Source organism: Mesorhizobium sp. M1252 (genome assembly GCF_040318265.1).
Taxonomy (GTDB): Bacteria; Pseudomonadota; Alphaproteobacteria; order Rhizobiales; family Rhizobiaceae; genus Mesorhizobium.
Genome location: NZ_JAMYLX010000006.1, coordinates 173,171 through 190,455, shown reverse-complemented (window position 1 = coordinate 190,455; position 17,285 = coordinate 173,171). Strand labels below are relative to the sequence as shown.

The 17,285-nt window shown below is 56.5% G+C and carries 15 protein-coding genes; 10 read left to right on the top strand and 5 right to left on the bottom strand.

Going from position 1 to position 17,285, the window contains the following annotated elements; all coding sequences use genetic code 11:
- The first annotated feature begins 158 nt into the window (after positions 1 to 158).
- The 4 genes from NKH22_RS14475 to NKH22_RS14460 are packed head-to-tail and all read left to right on the top strand — an operon-like array spanning position 159 to position 3,841.
- Complete coding sequence (locus NKH22_RS14475) at positions 159 to 1,025, top strand: SDR family oxidoreductase (protein WP_023692740.1); 867 nt, start codon at positions 159 to 161, stop codon at positions 1,023 to 1,025.
- An 11-nt stretch (positions 1,026 to 1,036) separates the two neighbouring features.
- Positions 1,037 to 2,326: a rhamnosyltransferase WsaF family glycosyltransferase gene (locus tag NKH22_RS14470; RefSeq protein WP_023808025.1), complete on the top strand. Its 1,290-nt coding sequence runs from the start codon at positions 1,037 to 1,039 to the stop codon at positions 2,324 to 2,326.
- Between the two features lie 7 nt (positions 2,327 to 2,333).
- Positions 2,334 to 3,119: an ABC transporter permease gene (locus NKH22_RS14465; protein ID WP_081725575.1), complete on the top strand. Its 786-nt coding sequence runs from the start codon at positions 2,334 to 2,336 to the stop codon at positions 3,117 to 3,119.
- Between the two features lie 2 nt (positions 3,120 to 3,121).
- The gene (locus NKH22_RS14460) at positions 3,122 to 3,841 is read left to right on the top strand and encodes an ABC transporter ATP-binding protein (protein WP_023692743.1); all 720 of its coding nucleotides are present in this window, start codon (positions 3,122 to 3,124) and stop codon (positions 3,839 to 3,841) included.
- A gap of 119 nt (positions 3,842 to 3,960) precedes the next feature.
- On the opposite strand, the gene NKH22_RS14455 is transcribed toward NKH22_RS14460, so the two are convergent.
- The 3 genes from NKH22_RS14455 to NKH22_RS14445 are packed head-to-tail and all read right to left on the bottom strand — an operon-like array spanning position 3,961 to position 7,601.
- Entirely contained in the window at positions 3,961 to 4,914 is a 954-nt protein-coding gene (locus NKH22_RS14455; protein ID WP_155921553.1) for a hypothetical protein, read from the bottom strand.
- A 16-nt stretch (positions 4,915 to 4,930) separates the two neighbouring features.
- A complete protein-coding gene (locus NKH22_RS14450) occupies positions 4,931 to 6,403 on the bottom strand; it encodes a hypothetical protein (RefSeq protein ID WP_023692745.1) in 1,473 nt (490 codons plus the stop codon).
- 16 nt (positions 6,404 to 6,419) lie between these two features.
- On the bottom strand, positions 6,420 to 7,601 hold the full coding sequence (locus tag NKH22_RS14445; RefSeq protein WP_196814131.1) for an acyltransferase family protein: 1,182 nt from the start codon (positions 7,599 to 7,601) through the stop codon (positions 6,420 to 6,422).
- Between the two features lie 600 nt (positions 7,602 to 8,201).
- Here NKH22_RS14445 and NKH22_RS14440 point away from each other — a divergent pair.
- The 3 genes from NKH22_RS14440 (at position 8,202) to NKH22_RS14430 (ending at position 11,818) form a co-directional block, all read left to right on the top strand.
- Complete coding sequence (locus tag NKH22_RS14440; protein ID WP_031197947.1) at positions 8,202 to 10,190, top strand: nucleoside-diphosphate sugar epimerase/dehydratase; 1,989 nt, start codon at positions 8,202 to 8,204, stop codon at positions 10,188 to 10,190.
- Between the two features lie 138 nt (positions 10,191 to 10,328).
- Positions 10,329 to 11,261 carry a glycosyltransferase family 2 protein gene (locus NKH22_RS14435; RefSeq protein WP_023821040.1) on the top strand — a complete coding sequence of 311 codons (933 nt, stop codon included), beginning with the start codon at positions 10,329 to 10,331 and terminating at the stop codon, positions 11,259 to 11,261.
- Positions 11,262 to 11,278: 17 nt separating this feature from the next.
- Complete coding sequence (locus tag NKH22_RS14430; RefSeq protein WP_023692750.1) at positions 11,279 to 11,818, top strand: sugar transferase; 540 nt, start codon at positions 11,279 to 11,281, stop codon at positions 11,816 to 11,818.
- On the opposite strand, the gene NKH22_RS14425 is transcribed toward NKH22_RS14430, so the two are convergent.
- Together NKH22_RS14425 and NKH22_RS14420 are read right to left on the bottom strand one after the other, a co-directional pair.
- Complete coding sequence (locus tag NKH22_RS14425; RefSeq protein ID WP_023692751.1) at positions 11,806 to 12,741, bottom strand: NAD-dependent epimerase/dehydratase family protein; 936 nt, start codon at positions 12,739 to 12,741, stop codon at positions 11,806 to 11,808. The two genes, NKH22_RS14430 and NKH22_RS14425, sit on opposite strands and share 13 nt — an antisense overlap.
- On the bottom strand, positions 12,738 to 13,838 hold the full coding sequence (locus NKH22_RS14420) for an O-antigen ligase family protein (protein ID WP_245260540.1): 1,101 nt from the start codon (positions 13,836 to 13,838) through the stop codon (positions 12,738 to 12,740). Before NKH22_RS14420 ends, NKH22_RS14425 begins: the two co-directional genes overlap by 4 nt.
- On the opposite strand from NKH22_RS14420, the gene NKH22_RS14415 reads away from it, so the two are divergent.
- From NKH22_RS14415 to cysN, 3 genes are all read left to right on the top strand, one after another.
- On the top strand, positions 13,816 to 14,364 hold the full coding sequence (locus tag NKH22_RS14415) for a hypothetical protein (RefSeq protein ID WP_245260541.1): 549 nt from the start codon (positions 13,816 to 13,818) through the stop codon (positions 14,362 to 14,364). The genes NKH22_RS14420 and NKH22_RS14415 overlap by 23 nt on opposite strands.
- A 73-nt stretch (positions 14,365 to 14,437) precedes the next feature.
- Positions 14,438 to 15,343 (top strand): sulfate adenylyltransferase subunit CysD, encoded by a 906-nt coding sequence (gene cysD, locus NKH22_RS14410; RefSeq protein ID WP_023692754.1) that lies wholly within the window; start codon positions 14,438 to 14,440, stop codon positions 15,341 to 15,343.
- 2 nt (positions 15,344 to 15,345) lie between these two features.
- Positions 15,346 to 17,283: a sulfate adenylyltransferase subunit CysN gene (gene cysN / locus NKH22_RS14405; protein ID WP_023670718.1), complete on the top strand. Its 1,938-nt coding sequence runs from the start codon at positions 15,346 to 15,348 to the stop codon at positions 17,281 to 17,283.
- Positions 17,284 to 17,285: the final 2 nt, after the last annotated feature.

The following is a 17,285-nucleotide window of genomic DNA, read 5'->3' as shown; positions in this document are numbered from 1 at the left end:
GCACCTAGTCTGCTGAACATTGGGCAATGCATTTTATGGAACGATTCTGTCGGCATGACGCCAATTGTTTCGACCGGACGCTAAGGGAAAATTGGCCGGACGCCGATCACTTTGTTGATCGGTTCGCACTAGTACCCTCTTAAGAAGGATATAAAAGTATGGCGAAGGTGCTCGTAACTGGCGGTAGCGGGATGCTCGGTGGTTACGTGTCCAAGGCATTGGAGCACGCTTCTCATGTCGTAGTCTTGGCGGATCGTGCAAAATTTGATCTAGCTGATCCCGATGCAGCTTACGACTACGTCCTGGCAGAAAAGCCGGCCGCGATTTTGCATTTGGCAGCCGAGACAAATGTGGATTTATGCGAATTAAATCCGCAACAAGCCGGCATACGAAACCACCTATCGACCGCCAGCATTGCAAAGGCTGCGGAAAAATCCGGCGCCTGGATGTTGTACGTTTCAACATCCAACGTGTTTGGAGAGCGGGGCAGCTTCGAACACAACGAATTGGATCTGCCGTCGCCTGTAAATTACTATGGTCGTTCAAAGCTGATGGGCGAATACGCGGTCCGACAACACTGCCCATTGAATCACTTGATTGTGCGCGCAGGTTGGATGATCGGGGGTGGCGCAAGCGGCGATCATAAATTTGTCGGAAAGCTTATACAGCAAATCAGGGAAGGAGCCGTTTCGCTTCGGGCGGTAGGTGATAAATTTGGGTCGATTACCCGGGCGTCCCTACTTAGTGATTTCATCGTCTGGGCGCTGGAGTCACGTTGTACCGGCACTTTGCATTATACAAGCAAGGGTACGGTAACTCGATTCAATATCGCTCAAATGATCGGTGAAATCATCGGTAAGGATGTAGTTATAACATCTGTGAAGTCTTCGGATTTTCCTCTCTCGGCCCCCCGGCCATTTTCAGAAGGAATGAGTTCGATATATACGCCACTCTTGACGGCAGCACCCCAGCCAGGCAATTGGCGCGACGATTTGGCCAGCTACGTCGCCACCTTCCTTGATTAATGCGAGACATCATGCTTCTAAAACTGCGCCTGTTTCTTGCTTACGCCCGCCAGTATGGCTGGAGTAATGCAATTATATTCTCACTGTTCAAGATATTTCCGAGGAAATTTGTTCTGCTCTCCCGAAAGCTCGGCGGAGCATCCAGCAGCGTTTCCCCCCTTGTTGCTGCTTTGGATTATCGGGCCTCGTTTGATTCGGTTTATGACTACGTTCCTTGGACGAAGTTTGGAGGCGCGGAGAAGGCTGCGAAGCCGAGAAGCGACAAGCCGGTGTTTGTCTGGTTCGTGCCCGATTGGTCGAACGTTTGGGGCGGAGGCCATTTCACGCTATTTCGCTTCGCGCATCATTTTTCGAGTTTCGGGTGCCACAACATCATCTACATTTATAACAACGAGCGCCATAGTAATCCAAAGGCCCTTCAGGCTGAACTCAATGAAGTCTTCGAAAATTGCACGTTGGAGGTGATAACAGACCCGAAGAATTTGCCGAAGGCCTATGTAGCATTAGCAACGACATGGCAATCGGCGTACCATGTCCGGGCATTTCCTTTCGCTCTGAACAAATTCTACTTCATGCAGGACTATGAAAGCCAATTCTATGCATATGGGACGGCATCAATGCAGGCCAATGCCACATATACCTTCGGGTTTAGAGGCATCACGGGGGGCGGCTGGCTGAAAAGCCGTTACGAAGCCCATGCTGGGAAGGGAACCGCGCAGAACTATAGATTTGCAGCTGATAAGACCATTTTTTTTCCTGCAGATCCCGGTGGGAAAGTCCGATCGAAGGTCAAACGCCTATTCTTCTACGGGCGCCCCTCGACAGAAAGGCGCTGTTTCGAGCTTGGCATGGTTGCCTTGAAAAAAATTGCAGATCACTATCCCGATGTCGAGATTGTAATCGCCGGCTTAGATCTTGCGATGGAGCCGCCTTTCAAGGCTACGCTACTTGGCAATATGACCCTTGCGAAGACGGGGGAACTTTACCGAACGTGTGATTTGGGTATGGCCTTCTCTGCGACCAACCTGTCCTATCTGCCAGTTGAGCTCATGCAATCTGGCGTTCCAGTAATTTCGAACAACGGCAATCACATTGAATGGCACTGCGAGCATGGCAAGAATGCTTACCTTGTGGATCCTGCCCCACAGGCGGTACTTGATGCTTTTGCCGCCCTTTATGATAGCCGACAGCTTCGCCAGAAGTTGGCCGATGGCGGTCTTAAGACGATGGAGCCCATCACATGGGATGACGAAATGACCAAGATCTATGAGTACGTAACGGCGCATTCCGTTGCCAGGTGAGTGGCTTATGAATACTGGCAATTTAACCGCTGAGCTTGTCGCACTCAGACGACGATTGCCCCTTGCGATCAGTCTCGCAGTGAGCGAGACAAAAGCACGCTATCGGCGAAGCGTACTAGGCCCATGGTGGTTGACTCTCGGTGCGGGAATAGGCGTTCTAGGTCTGGGGATCGTTTGGAGCGCCCTTTTGAACCAGGCGCCAAGCGAACTGATGCCCCGCTTGGCTATCGGGCTCGTTTTGTGGCAATTCATTTCTGGTAGCCTGGTAGAGGCCTCGAGTGTTTTCATAAGACAGGCGCAGATAATTAGAAATTACAATTTGCCGCTTATAATGCATCCGCTCCAGCTTGTGATGCGCCAGCTAATAACTTTGGCCCACAATATTGCAATTGTGCTCCTCATGATTGTATGTTTTCCTCATGCGTTTTCGTTCTATGGGTTGGTTGGAATTTTGGGTTTGATCATCGTAACTGCCAACCTATTATTTATTGTTATAATAATAGGCGTTGCCGGTACAAGGTTTCGGGACTTGGATCCACTGGTTCAATCGCTTATGCCTCTTCTCTTCTTTGTAACACCAGTCATCTACGAACCAAAGAATTTGGGGATCAGCCAATTTGTGATCTGGTTGAACCCTTTTACTTATTTTATGGAAATTGTCCGGGCACCTTTCTTTGGAAAAATACCATGCCTTTGGGTCTATGGAGTGTCGTTTGTTAGCATGGTCGTTTGTGGCATCGTAGCCATTTCGTTGTTGAGTGGCCGAGGACGGCGTCTGGCGTTCTGGCTCTGAGAATGGCAAAGTTAGAGTTTGATCGCGTAACCGTTCGCTATCCCATTTACAATGCTCGTTCGATGTCAGTGCGTAATCATTTGGTGCGCTTGGGTACCGGTGGACGCATAGGTGCCGAAGCTGGGAATGTTGTAACAGTCACCGCGCTAGACGACGTATCTTTTAGCCTGAGCGATGGTGACTGCGTTGGCCTTGTTGGACACAACGGCGCGGGCAAGAGCACCCTACTGAGAACAATGGCGGGAATATATGTCCCCCTCCACGGCAAAATTGTCCGGGAGGGATCGATCGGAACGGTATTCGAGCTTGGCGCCGGAATGGATCCTGAACTTTCAGGATACGACAACGTCACCAGAGTCATGATGTTGCTGGGTCGAACCAAGAGGGATGCAAGGGAAATCTATGAAGAGATCGCCCAATTTACAGAACTCGGCGACTATCTTGACTTGCCTGTCCGGACTTATTCGGCGGGGATGATGACTCGTTTGATGTTTGCCGTTTCGACCATGTATGCTCCGTCGATCCTACTGATCGATGAGGTGTTTGGAACGGGAGATGCCGAGTTCCAGGAGAAAGCAAAACGACGTATAGAAACTATGATTGATGCCGCAAAAGTTTTGGTATTTGCCTCTCACAACACCGAGCTTATCAAACGATTTTGCAACAGGATTTTCAAACTCGACCACGGCTCTGTTGCTGAAGTGCCCCTTACGGAGCTCTAAGATTACAGTAGCTATTGGATCGCCGGTCGAACAGCATCCAGCGCTGCGTGGCTGAGGCGACTGGCGCGTCACCACTACTGCCGGCTCCGTACCCTCGGCAATCGCACCATCAACGCGGCTTAAGAATCACCGTAGGACTCCAGTATCCTTCTTGCGTCCGCATGAGGGCGACCGAATTCTCTCATGATCAAACGAAACTGCGCCTCGGAGAATGTGAATGTGCCTTCGTAACGCAGCGTGGGCTCGCGCACATCTCGCCGGTGGGAAAAATGCTCTGTTTCCGGGATGTGATCGTTGACCCAAGAAATGGCGGGCGAGAGCCTTTCCCAAAGCTCTGACTGGCGTTCTACGGACGGTCTCAGATCGTCAGCCCTCACCAGGGGCAATTCGTTGCAAAGGAAGTCAGACAGAAGGTGGCCTGACGGACCCAGTTCAACGTTGAGCATCCGCTGGGCTTCTAGCTCGGGGAACGTCATTGATCGATTAATGACTGATACTGGAGGGAGCGGCAGAGTGCCTGGGACAATGCCTAACCAACGCTCAGTCTTCTGGAGGACTGCGTCCGAGCACGCGGAATAGTTGAATACAGTGAGCACGACCTTCGGGATGGAATTAAGAAACTCAATTACTCGTTTCACTTCTGAAGGCATGCTCTCGTGTTCAAAGAACATTGCGATGTCGCCAGTGTAGCCGTCTCGCTTGACCGCCTGCTGATATTTCGAACATGCGTAATCCACTGGATCTCGTATGAATAGGAGCACTTCGATCTGGCAAAAGTAGTTTGCAAAGCCTCCGAAGTATCGCTGAAACTCATGTCCAAGCAGTTCGGTAAACAGGAGCTCACTGCTGTACAAGTCCGCCGGCGCAGTTGGCGGCCGGTTGTCCAAGACGAGCTGCCGAAGCAGCATGCCATTTCCTGATGATATTTTTCCTTCCGACGCCCGACCTGAAAAATCCGGATGTCGATAGGTGATTCCCGAGGCTTCTAGGGCAGCCACGCCTAAAGCGAGGCTCGACTGGATATAGCTGGAGCCCGTCTTGTAGTGACCAATATGAAGTAACAAACGAGACATTCGAAAGCCGACACTCCTACTTCACATATTCGGTGTCGGGAGATTTGCGGAGCAGGATGCGGGCTAGTACCGCATCCTTGCGCGCGCTGACGAGTTCACTGTTGATCAGGTTTCGCCCGGAATCTATCGGCTGGGCCTCGACGTGAATATTGAAGAATTTGATCGCAGCTACCCTCGCTCTGGCGTACATTTTTAGTGCGACTCGGCTTTTTCTTAAAAGTCTCCTGACTGGCCCCTTGGCAGGGTTGATAAGGAGGTGCTCACCGGTCGATACTGTCGCCCGGCTCATATTCGAGGTCGGGAGCTGGGACATCTGTTTAAGGTACGCCACGGTTTCGTGACACGCACAATCTGCGTAAGGCGACTTGTCGTTATCCAGTTCCTTCAAGAGATTATCGTAGGTGATTTCGCCGTCGGAAAACAGAACCGCAGCCGCAAAGCGGGGATAGAGTTCAATGGCCTTAACTAAGTATCTTGGTAGATTGATTTCGATATCCATTCCTGTTGCATAGTTATAGAACGCATCGTTGCATAGTGGCCCGTTCCAAACGTCGTCGCTTGCAGAAATGTAATCCTTGTAGAGGAATGTTAATATCTTATCCCAAACTATGCCGCCCTTCTTGATCCGCAATGAATACGGCTCGAAGGCAAGATCTACGTTCCCCGCCGCCTTCAGCTTGGACATGTAGAATTCATGTGCGCTGATCATGTCCTTGAAGTGTGCACGAGAGCGCCTGACGCCACTGAAATGGATGAAAGCGACCGGTTGGTCCAGGGTATCTATGTAGAATGCGTCCCCATATTTAATCACCGAGTAATGCTCCGCGTTCCATGGGGCAAGGTTGTACGTGGGGAGCCGAAGGATGTGAAAGCCCTCGAAGTACACCGGCAGGAATTCCAGCCATCGCTGGTCAACGAAAAGTCCGTTCTTCTGGTCCGCAACACATTGCCATTTCAATTTCTCGCGCCACCAAGCGACCATACGGATGGCCTCGGGCGTGTGGTTCAGGGCGAGGAAGCCGAGATTGAAAATTCCTACTTGCAGGAAGATCTTGTCACCGCCCGCAATAGCGGCGTTCATAGGAGATATCGAGCGTAACGCGTGGGGAGTCACGATGCCGTTCGCGCCGCCGGAGAGGAGGTCATCGACCTCGGTCATTCTCCGAAAAATATAGAGGTCTGGGTCAACATAAATAACGCGACCGTACTCTCGATCGAACAATGCCTGGAAGCAGTGAGGGCGAAGGCTTGTTGCCAACTCAACGTTCAAATAGAAACACAACCTTTGCTCCAGGTCGTCGGCCTCGACGATGTCTCCGACATAGATAACTTGAATGCCGTTATCGAGTTCTTGCGGCTCCCCCGTTCCGACCATGAAGAGAAAGAGGTCGGCTTCCGGATAGTGGTGACGAACGCTCGAGAAGAGCACGGACGTCATGTCCACATAGCTTGGATCGGAAATCGAGAAGAAGGCCAGCCTTTCGGTCACTGCTTATCCATCGTCCTTACGTCACTGCACCGTGAGTTTCTAATGCGTTGTCTATTGTGACGACGATGGGGACGGGATTGACGTAGCCTGCCCGCCTGAGAAGGCCAACAATCCAGCTAGAAAGCCGAGTACCTAAAGCGATTGATGGTCGCTCGATGTATTTCTCAGCGCATGCAGAAATCGGCAATGAGATTAAAATAACTATTAAACCAAATATGATGCCTTTTGATAGCATGTGAATGCCTGGTTCGGCGTAAATAGATGAGTACAAAGCCATAGATATTCTAAGAATAATGACGTTCCATAAATATAAGCTGAAGCTTATCCGGCCAAAGAATTGGGATGTGGGGGAGGATAGGAAGCTTTTCAAGCTGCTGGCACCTCCATGATATAAGGCAGAAACAAAGATGAAGCCCAAAAACCCTTGGACGAAAGAGCGACCAACCCATTGTTCTGCAAGGAACGTAGGCAGGAAAAGAAATACTATCATGGCTAAATATATATTTGAAATACGACCTGTTAATTCACCGACCTTAGAATTTACGGCGTAGCCAAAAGCAATATATATTAAAGAGAATAGGGTCATAAATCCATGCGTCGAGGTTGGAATAAAGTGAGCTGCAATGGAAATCGTAATAATGAAAACTATACCCCACTTAGTTCCGTATAGATGAGATATAAAAGCTGATATCGTAAGCGGGATTATGGCAAGTATCTCAACTTGCAATGTCCAAATTGCGCCCTGCAGGTTTGTGTTCGTCAGCAATGAGTTTGATATTACGTCATTCAGATCGAATACGCCAAACAAGGAAGGGCGCACGGAGGAAAGAACAATTAATATTCCGGCAGACCACCACAGGCACGAGATATTACTCGGGTAGATGCGCAGAAGTCTTTTTACCGGAAATGAAATTACCGTCTCCCACGCCGGAGAACTTGCAAATGACCTTCCCAGTGACCTTCCCAAGACGAGCCCGCTCAAGACGAAAAAGAGGATGACGGCGCTCTCGCCGCTTAGGAGCGTCATGACAATTTTAGCATATACCCAGCGGGCAGAGGTGGCTTCGAAGAAAGTGGCGGGATACACATCTCGAAGTAGATTGGGATTCATCCATCCAATGGTGTGATGCAATATCACAACGCAGGCAGCCCAGCCTCGAAGGCCATCTAACGCGGTCGATCGAGAGAGTTGTCCCATCAAGAGCATCATACCAATATAAATTATCACGGTAGAACGAAAAATATCGTTATTTCTATGCGAATACCCAGGCGGGTAGCATCAGAAAAACCGACGAGTCGCTACGTCCATTACCAGATCAATGAACCTCTGTTCAATGAAAAATGCATCATGGCATTTATCACCGTGACGGTGTGCGAATTTCTCTCAACCAGAGATTGTTACTATGTAGACTGCGTCGAATATCTTGCAACGGGCCTCTGTCAGTGGCTGCTACCACGCAGTCAGCCGGCCAGTGCAAACAATCACTAGGAGGCTGTGAGCGAACCAGTGAATCTGACCCCAGGCCTCTTCCAACCTTTTCGTCTCGCCGTAATGTGGCTGGAGCGCCCATCGCTTCGGCAGGACCACCCTCGAAAAGAGTGCCTCTTTGAGCACCCGATTCACCAATCGGCCGCGTCGCCAAAAAAATATCTGGCGATGACCGTGACTCCGCGCTATGCGATACGGGCAGCGGGGGATGGGGATTGGCACTCTAAACAGGTGGTCGGTGACGAATGATATTCGCCCTCGCACTACGTTAGTGTCCAAGTCCTTGCGCCTGGAGTTCAGTACTACCCAATGACATCCTATGTAGAGGTCGTGTCCGGACTTCGGCCGAAGATGCGGCGCGCCATTATAATGATCCAGGATCTGGTCATGGTCCTGGTCGCGGTGGCGCTGAGTCTGGGGCTTTCTCAGTCGAGACTTTCATTCGACGCGCTCTCCACGGCCGGCCTGGCGTGCTGGGCAAGTATTGTTTTTCTCAGCCATATGCTGTTTCGCTATTGCGGCCTCTACAACACCGTGTGGCGTTTCGCCTCCACGCCGGACTTCTTCAACATCCTGAAGAGCTGCGCCATCCTGACCGTCACGCTCTATGTCGTCTCGCTGGCGGTTCGATCGTTTCAGCCGGTGACCGGCCTCAACGAGCGCCAGTTCATCGTCTTTTTCCTCGTCTCCTTCACCATCATATCGGCGCCTCGGCTCTATTACCGCTTCCTGCGCGACGGGGCGAGCTGGCGAATCCTGAGCCGCAACGCAAACAATGCGGCGATCAAACAAGCGCTGTTCGTCGGCAGGCTTGGCGAAGCAGACGTCATCATCCGCTTCACACGCACGGCCGAGCCGGCCGAATATTCCATCGCCGGCATCATGGCCATCGAGAACGGCGCGCCGTTGGGCACGCAGATACAGGGCGTTCCGGTGGTGGCCGTGCGGCCCCGCCTGGTCGAGGTCCTCGAAGAATATGCAAGAGGCACCAAAAGCCTCGACATGCTGATTTTCGGCAATGGCACCGAACGCGAGATCGAGGAATATTCGGAACTGGTCCGTGTCGCCCGTCACAGCGGTATCGCCGTTGTCCAATTCTCCGGCGTTTCGGAGCTCGGCCAAGGCGGAAAGCTGGTACTCGACGCTGTCGAGATGGAAACCATCCTGCGCCGCTCCACAGTTGCTTCCGATATGGAGCGGATCGGCGGCTTTATCGGTGGCAAGCGCGTCCTGGTCACCGGCGGCGCCGGCTCAATCGGTCGCATCCTGGTCAAGCGGTCGCTGGAACTTGGCGCCGAGGCGGTTCTGGTCGCCGATATCTCGGAGTTCGGTATTTTCCAGCTCGACCAGCAGGTTGACGAAAAGGACCATGTCCGGCTCAAGAGCCGCATCGTCGATGTCACAGACCGGCGCCAGATCACCCGCGTCGTCAGCGATTTCAAGCCCGACATCATCTTCCATGCCGCCGCGCTCAAACATGTGCCGCTGCTCGAGGAAAATTGGGAATCGGCGATCCAGACCAACATTTTGGGCACCCTCGTCTGCGCCGAGGTTGCCGCCAAATGCGGGGTGCCGCAGTTCCTGCTGATTTCCAGCGATAAGGCGGTCGATCCGACCTCGGTGCTCGGTATGACGAAACGCGCCGCCGAGCAGATCGTCTCTTCGCTGCACGAAACGCACGCCACCGGGCCCAGCGGCCGTCGCTCCGGCACCAAGTTCATCGCCGTGCGGTTCGGCAATGTCTTCGGCTCCAATGGCTCGGTCGCCACCATCTTCCAGGCGCAGATCGAGGCCGGCGGTCCGGTCACCATCACCGATCGCCGCATGACCCGCTACTTCATGACGGTGGCCGAAGCCGTCGACCTCGTCATCATGTCGGCGGCCGACGCCGAGCGGCGCCAGGGCAAGGACGACTACGCCATCTACATGCTCGACATGGGCAAGCCGGTGCCGATCCTCGAAGTCGCTGAAACCATGATCCGCATGGCCGGCAAAAGCCCCTACACCGACATTCCGATCCGTTTCACCGGGATCAGGCCGGGCGAGAAGCTTCACGAGGTGCTGCATGGCGGCAATGAGGAGATCGTCGCGCTGGATATCCCCAAGATCTTCGGCCTCAGGACCGATGTCGTGGGATGGCCCAAGGTCCAGGCGGCGCTGACATTGCTGCAGGCGGCCATGCGCGATCAGGACAAGGCCTCGGCGCTCGCCGTCATGGCCGGCCTCTATCAGGCGGAAGAGCCTCCAAGTGACGCACGCCGGGAAACCGTTGCGAAAACAGTCGGGCAAGCTGGTTAGAGCAATTCCAGGAAAAGTGTGGAGCGGTTTTCAGTCCGGGATTGCGTCAAAACAAAGAGCCTGTCCTGATCGACCGGGATTGGCTATTGAAACCGATCCGATGGCCGTTCCCAGGCGTTTGCAGATGATTTTGAACCAGTGAGCAGACAAGATCAGCGCGTGGCCGTGCTGCTGGGCACCAAAGATGGCGCGGCTTTCCTTGACGAGCAGCTCGCGTCGCTGGCTGCGCAATCGCATCCTGTTGTCGACCTCTGGGTTTCCGACGACGGTTCGACAGACGGCACTTCGGCCATTATCGGCGCCTGGCAGGGCCGCTGGTCCAAGGGCCGGTTGACCCTGTCGAATGGTCCTCGCCAAGGCTTTGCCGCCAATTTCCGCGCGATGATCATCGATCCGCGCATCGAGGCCGACTACTACGCCTTCTGCGACCAGGACGACATCTGGGAGCCGGACAGGCTGGAGAGCGCCATTGCCTGGATGCAAGGGCACGACGCCGGAACGCCGCTGCTGTTTTGCTCCAGAACCGCAACCATGTCCGAAACCGGAGCAGCGCAAGGGTATTCGCCGCTGTTCCAGCATCCACCCGCATTTCGCAATGCGCTTGTGCAAAGCATTGCCGGCGGCAACACGATGATGATCAACCGCGCCGCGCGAAAGTTGCTGGCAAAGGCATCGGCAAGGACCGAGTTCGTCAGCCATGACTGGTGGACCTATCTGATCGTCACGGCTGCCGGCGGCATTGTCCGCTATGACCCGCGACCGCTGGTGCGCTACCGCCAGCATGAGGCAAACTTGGTCGGCGCCAACGTGTCGTGGAAGGCGAGGCTGTCGCGGCTGGGGCGCCTGTTCAGGGGCGAGTTCGCCGTCTGGACCGATCACAATCTGAGCGGCCTGGCGGTCAATCGCGACATCCTCTCGAGGGATGCCGCCGCCTGTCTCGGCCTGTTCATCAGGGCACGAAAGGGCGGTATCCTGCGACGCCTGCACCTTCTCAGGAAAAGCGGCGTCTACCGGCAGACGCTGGCTGGGACGCTTGGGCTCTATCTGGCGTTCATCTGGCGGCGGATCTAGAGCATGCAGACACGGCCATGAAGGGACCCAAGCGAGCTTTCGACCTGGCGGTGGCGGCGCTGCTGCTGCCACTGGCCTCGCCTTTCGTCCTGCTTGCCATGCTGGCAATCAGGACGACGTCGCCTGGACCGGCACTCTTCTCTCAAACCCGTGTCGGCCAGCACGGGGTGCCGTTTGCCTGCCACAAGCTGCGCACGATGGTTGTGGGAACGCCGTCTCTGCCCTCGCATCAGGCGCCGGCAATTTCCGTCACTGCCGTCGGCAAGGTGCTGCGGAAATTCAAGATCGACGAGCTGCCGCAGCTCTGGAACGTGCTCAAGGGCGAGATGAGCCTGGTTGGGCCGCGTCCATGCCTGCCCACGCAAACCGAATTGATCGAACGCCGCAGGCAATTGGGTGTGCTTGCCGCACTTCCGGGCATTACCGGGCTGGCACAGATGAAAGGCATCGACATGTCGGATCCGAAACTCTGCGCCGAAACGGATGCCGAATATCTCAGGGGAGCCTCGATCGGACTCGACGTCAAAATCCTGCTTGGCACAATCTACCGGACCTGACGGGCCTGTCGTGCAAGTTCCTCAATCCGGCCGAGCGTGTCGGTTTCCGGCATCCAGCCTTCCGAGATCAGCAGTGACGGGTCGCAAATCTGTGTCGCCATGGAAGCGTCGTACGCTGCTTTTCTGCCAAGCAGTGTGGCGAACATCCTGAATGGCCAGGCCGGCACAGGAACGAGCCGGGTCGGAACGTCGTATCCGTGCCTGAATGCAGTCAAGATTTCGAACATCGCAACGGGGGAAGCATCGCCCAGGACATAGGTCGGGCGCGGTGGCGTGGGACGAGTCAAAAGATGCGCCACGGCGCCAGCCACCGCGTCGCGCGATATCAGCGAACGAACTGCGGTGAAAGCGCCTAAGGGCAATGGTAAGGCAATGGCGGCAGCCCGCATCATTTCACGCAGGTTTCCCTTCATGCCTTCGCCATAGACCGGCGGCAGGCGCAGCGCCGTGGCATCGGAGGGCCTGGACGCATAGGCTTCCAGTGTCTTGATCTCGCCTTCGCGTTTCGAGCGCCCGTAGGCGCATTGTGGGGCAGGGAGCGTCGCCTCGCTGATCGTTCCGCTGAAACCGGGACCGGCTACTGCCCGGATCGACGACAGATAGATGAAGCGCCCGCTTGTCCGCGAGGCGGCCGCGCGCGCCAGCTGTGCGGTCAGTGTCGCGTTGACGGCCATGAAGTCGGCTTCGCTCGCCTTGCGGTCATTGTTGAGCGCCGCACAGTGGACGACATGGGTGACATCTCGCATCAGCGCCTGGAATGCCTGGGCCGGCGCCTCGAAGTCCGGCAACAAAACCGCATCGCTCACGGGATCGAGCCGTTCCGGATGGCGCGATGCCATGCGCACCTCGAACCCGGCTTCGCGAAGCTGATTGACCACCTGCCTGCCGATGAAACCCGTCGCGCCTGTGACCAGCACTTTCACGGCCGGCTTGCCTGGGGCGCCGGGGCCGGTTGTTCCGGCAGCATTTGTTGCCGGCCCGATGCAAGATATGTCCCGGACACCAGAAACACCATCAGTGTGGCATCGAGGATGTCGTGGCCGACCAGGATGCCGGTCAGGCCGCTGATGAGATAGGTGATCACGGTGACGACAATCATCGTGGCGCCGAACCGCTCGATCGCGTCCGTGCTGGTGCGCAGCACGATGGCCGCGTTTCTCGCGGCAACGACGAACACAGCCGCGAGCGTTACGGCTCCAAGCAGGCCGGCCTCCACCAATGCGGTCAGGAAGCCGTTGTGAAAATGGCTGAATCCCGTCGACGGCATGTGGAACTGATTGTGGAATCCATCCTTTATCAGCTCGCGGCTTGCACCAATGCCGTGACCGAAAATCGGCATGTCGTGGAAGGCGCTCAGCCCAATCTGCCAAAGTGCTGCGCGCAAGCCGAGCGCGGTCGTGTGGTCGCCCTTCGTGGCGAGCCCATCCCAATCGCTGAACAGGAAGGCCGCGCGCTCGGAAATGATGGGGAGACCGATGACAGCGATGACGATGCCGATCGCGCCCGCGATCAGCAAAAGCCGAATGGCGTTTCTGTTGTTGAGCTTGCGCCGGTTGATCAGCAGGACCGCGATGCCGGCCACCAGCATCGCCAGCCAGATGATCCGCGATCCCGAATAGACAATGGCGACCGCGCCGGCCAGTGTCGCGCAGGCCAGCAAAGCCCTGTTCTTTTCGACACCCGATAAGGCGCCTGTCAGGCACATCATCATGCTGAGGCAGGCGACGGTCGCGAACACGATCGGATTGCCGGCGCCGCCTTCGGCCCTTATGCCCAGCCAGTAATATTGCACGACCGCCAGCAGCACGGCGCCAAAACAGGCGGCGGCGCTCGCCAGCACGACGATGCGCGTCAGCGTGGTTTTCTCGGTAATGCTCCAGGTCGCGTATGAGACAGGGAAAAACAGGAAGGTGATCAGCCCTGCCAGATGCGGCGCATCCCTGGCGATCGAATTGTTGACGATGGAGGCGAGCACGCTTGCTGCGCAATAGGCATAGATGGCCACCGTCATCGCGGTCATCGGCCGGTCAATGTTGAAACGCCGTCTTTTCAACGCAAGCAGAAGCACCGACCACAGGCCGCCACCATTGAATAAAAAGCTGACCGCCGATCCCAGCACCGGCGGGAAAAAGAAGCACAGAATGGAGAAGGTGATGTTGATCCGTGACGGCGAAACGTGCTGCTTGATGGCGGAGATCGGGGTCAATGCTCTGGTTCACAATGCGCTGGGTCGCGTGGCGACGGACAATGTTTGGCGCGGCATTTGCGGCATGCCGCCCGGCGCAGGTTCAGGAGCCGGTATAGCGGCTGGGTGCGGTTTTCGAAAGTGCGACGAGGTCGGGCCGGCGTTTCTTTCGGTCCAGGCAAGATTTTTCCCGGCCTTTGAAGGCTATCGCTCCGTCGGGCAGGAATTTCCGGATTCTGGGCTTTTCATGGAAAATTCGTTGCCGATCGGTGTGGCCGCCGCCCTTTCCAGCGTTGTTATATCAGGTGGCGATCTGCTAGAACGCCGGCACGAACCGATAGTGTCCAGCAGTGAAGCTTGAACCGGGCGGCTGAAAAGGACGCCCGATCCATCTGATGCAAGGTCTGGATTGCACGAGAGAACGCTCACAGTCCATGAACATCGCGCTTACGCATCTGCAGCGGCTCGAGGCCGAGTCCATCCACATCTTCCGTGAGGTTGCGGCCTCCTTCTCCAAGCCGGTGATGCTCTATTCCGTCGGCAAGGATTCCTCCGTGCTGATGCATCTGGCGATGAAGGCCTTCTATCCGGCCAAGCCGCCTTTCCCCTTCCTGCATGTCGACACCACCTGGAAGTTCCGCGAGATGATCGCCTTTCGCGACCAGATGGCGCAGAAGCTCGGCTTCGACCTGCTGGTCCACGTCAATGAAGACGGCGTGCGCGACGGTATCAACCCCTTTGACCATGGCTCGAACACCCACACCCATGTGATGAAGACGGTGGCGTTGCGCCAGGCGCTCGACAAATACGGCTTTGACGCTGCCTTCGGCGGGGCGCGGCGCGACGAGGAGAAGTCGCGCGCCAAGGAGCGCATCTTTTCCTTCCGCAACGCCCAGCATGTCTGGGACCCGAAGAACCAGCGGCCGGAGATGTGGAAGATCTTCAACACCCGCATCGCGCCGGGCGAATCGATCCGCGTGTTTCCGCTGTCGAATTGGACCGAGCTCGATATCTGGCAGTACATTCTGCAGGAAAACATCCCGATCGTGCCGCTCTATTTCGCCAAGGAGCGGCCGGTGGTCGAACGCGACGGCATGCTGATCATGAAGGATGACGATCGCATGCAATTGCGCCCCGGTGAGACGGTGGAGAGCCGCATGGTGCGTTTCCGCACGCTTGGCTGTTATCCGCTGACCGGCGCCATCGAATCCGACGCCGACACGCTCGAAGCCATCGTCGGCGAGATGCTGACGGCGCGCACCTCCGAGCGCCAGGGCCGCCTCATCGACCGCGATGAAGCCGGCTCGATGGAAAAGAAGAAGCGCGAGGGGTATTTCTGAGCATGCGCCATATCCTGGCCAAGAGCCTCGCCCCGACCGACGGCGTGCGCGAATACATGGCGGCGCAGGAGAAGAAGTCGCTGCTGCGCTTCCTCACCTGCGGCTCGGTCGACGACGGCAAGTCGACGCTGATCGGCCGTCTTCTGTCCGACACAAAGCAGATCTTCGAGGACCAGCTCGCCGCACTCGAGCGCGATTCCCGCAAGCACGGCACCACTGGCGACGACATCGACTTCGCGCTTCTGGTCGACGGCCTCGAGGCCGAGCGCGAGCAAGGCATCACCATCGACGTCGCCTACCGCTTCTTCGCCACGCCCAAGCGCAAGTTCATCGTCGCCGACACCCCCGGCCATGAACAGTACACCCGCAACATGGCGACCGGCGCATCGACTGCCGATCTCGCCATCGTGCTGATCGATGCGCGCCAGGGTGTGCTGCGCCAGACCCGGCGCCACTCGATCATCGCTTCGCTGCTCGGCATCCGCCATATCGTGCTTGCCGTCAACAAGATCGACCTCGTCGATTTCGACCAGGCGGTGTTCGACCGTATCGTCGAGGATTACCGGCAGTTCTCGCACGAGCTCGGCTTCCAGACGATCGTGCCGATCCCGATGTCGGCCCGCTATGGCGACAATGTCACCAGCCGCTCCGGCAAGACGGCGTGGTATTCCGGCCCGTCGCTGATCGAGCATCTCGAAACCATATCGGTCGACGAGGCCGCGGTCGAACTGCCGTTCCGGTTTCCGGTGCAGTATGTCAACCGGCCCAATCTCGACTTCCGCGGCTTTGCCGGCACCATCGCGTCCGGCTCCGTCGCGCAGGGCGACGAGGTGGTGGTCGCCAAATCCGGCAAGGCCTCGCGGGTCAAGCGCATCGTCGCGCAAGGCGGCGATCTTGCCCAGGCGGTGGCCGGCCAGGCCATCACCCTTGTGCTCGATGACGAGGTCGAGGTCTCCAGAGGCAACATGCTGGTGTCGCCGGCGGCACGGCCGCAGGTCGCCGACCAGTTCGCCGCCAACATCGTCTGGTTCGACGAGGCAGCGCTGCTGCCGGGACGCTCCTATATACTGCGCACCGAGACCGACCAGACCAGCGCCACCGTCACCGACCTGAAATACCGCGTCAACGTCAACGACTTCGCTCGCGAGGCGGCGAAGTCGCTCGAGATGAACGAAGTCGGCATCTGCAATATCTCGACCCGGGCGCCGATCGCCTTCGACACCTTCGCCGACAACCGCGATACCGGCGCCTTCATCCTGATCGACCGCATCACCAATGCCACGGTCGGCGCCGGCATGATCCTGCATTCCTTGCGCCGCGCCGAAAACATCCATTGGCAGTCGCTCGATGTCGGCAAGCGCGGCCGCTCCGACCTCAAGAGCCAGCGCCCCGCCGTATTCTGGTTCACCGGTCTTTCCGGCTCGGGCAAGTCGACCATCGCCAATCTGCTTGAGAAGAAGCTGTTCGCTTCGGGGCGTCACACCTACATTCTCGACGGCGACAATGTCCGCCACGGCCTCAACCGCGATCTCGGCTTCACCGACGCCGATCGGGTCGAAAACATCCGCCGTGTCGCCGAAGTGGCAAAGCTGATGGCCGATGCCGGGCTGATCGTCATCGTCTCCTTCATTTCCCCCTTCAGCGCCGAGCGGCGCATGGCCAGGGAGTTGATGGCCGACGGCGAGTTCGTCGAAGTGTTCGTCGATACGCCGTTCGAGGAATGCGCCCGACGCGACCCGAAAGGCCTTTACGCACGGGCGCTGAATGGCGAGATCAAGAACTTCACCGGCGTCGATTCCCCGTATGAAGCTCCCGAAAATCCCGAAATCCATCTCAAGACACTCGGCAAGACGGCCGAGGAGATGGTAGAGGCTCTGGAACACTGGCTGAATGAGCGCGACATTGCCGAAGACCAATATGACAGCGGCGGCGGCATCTGACG

What these genes read in the sequence shown, in the direction of transcription:
- NKH22_RS14475 (WP_023692740.1), top strand. Translation starts at nt 159, where the DNA reads ATGGCGAAGGTGCTCGTAACTGGCGGTAGCGGGATGCTCGGTGGTTAC.
- NKH22_RS14470 (WP_023808025.1), top strand. Translation starts at nt 1,037, where the DNA reads ATGCTTCTAAAACTGCGCCTGTTTCTTGCTTACGCCCGCCAGTATGGC.
- NKH22_RS14465 (WP_081725575.1), top strand. Translation starts at nt 2,334, where the DNA reads ATGAATACTGGCAATTTAACCGCTGAGCTTGTCGCACTCAGACGACGA.
- NKH22_RS14460 (WP_023692743.1), top strand. Translation starts at nt 3,122, where the DNA reads ATGGCAAAGTTAGAGTTTGATCGCGTAACCGTTCGCTATCCCATTTAC.
- NKH22_RS14455 (WP_155921553.1), bottom strand. Translation starts at nt 4,914, where the DNA reads ATGTCTCGTTTGTTACTTCATATTGGTCACTACAAGACGGGCTCCAGC.
- NKH22_RS14445 (WP_196814131.1), bottom strand. Translation starts at nt 7,601, where the DNA reads ATGGGACAACTCTCTCGATCGACCGCGTTAGATGGCCTTCGAGGCTGG.
- NKH22_RS14440 (WP_031197947.1), top strand. Translation starts at nt 8,202, where the DNA reads ATGACATCCTATGTAGAGGTCGTGTCCGGACTTCGGCCGAAGATGCGG.
- NKH22_RS14430 (WP_023692750.1), top strand. Translation starts at nt 11,279, where the DNA reads ATGAAGGGACCCAAGCGAGCTTTCGACCTGGCGGTGGCGGCGCTGCTG.
- NKH22_RS14415 (WP_245260541.1), top strand. Translation starts at nt 13,816, where the DNA reads ATGGCCACCGTCATCGCGGTCATCGGCCGGTCAATGTTGAAACGCCGT.
- NKH22_RS14420 (WP_245260540.1), bottom strand. Translation starts at nt 13,838, where the DNA reads ATGACCGCGATGACGGTGGCCATCTATGCCTATTGCGCAGCAAGCGTG.
- cysD (WP_023692754.1), top strand. Translation starts at nt 14,438, where the DNA reads ATGAACATCGCGCTTACGCATCTGCAGCGGCTCGAGGCCGAGTCCATC.
- cysN (WP_023670718.1), top strand. Translation starts at nt 15,346, where the DNA reads ATGCGCCATATCCTGGCCAAGAGCCTCGCCCCGACCGACGGCGTGCGC.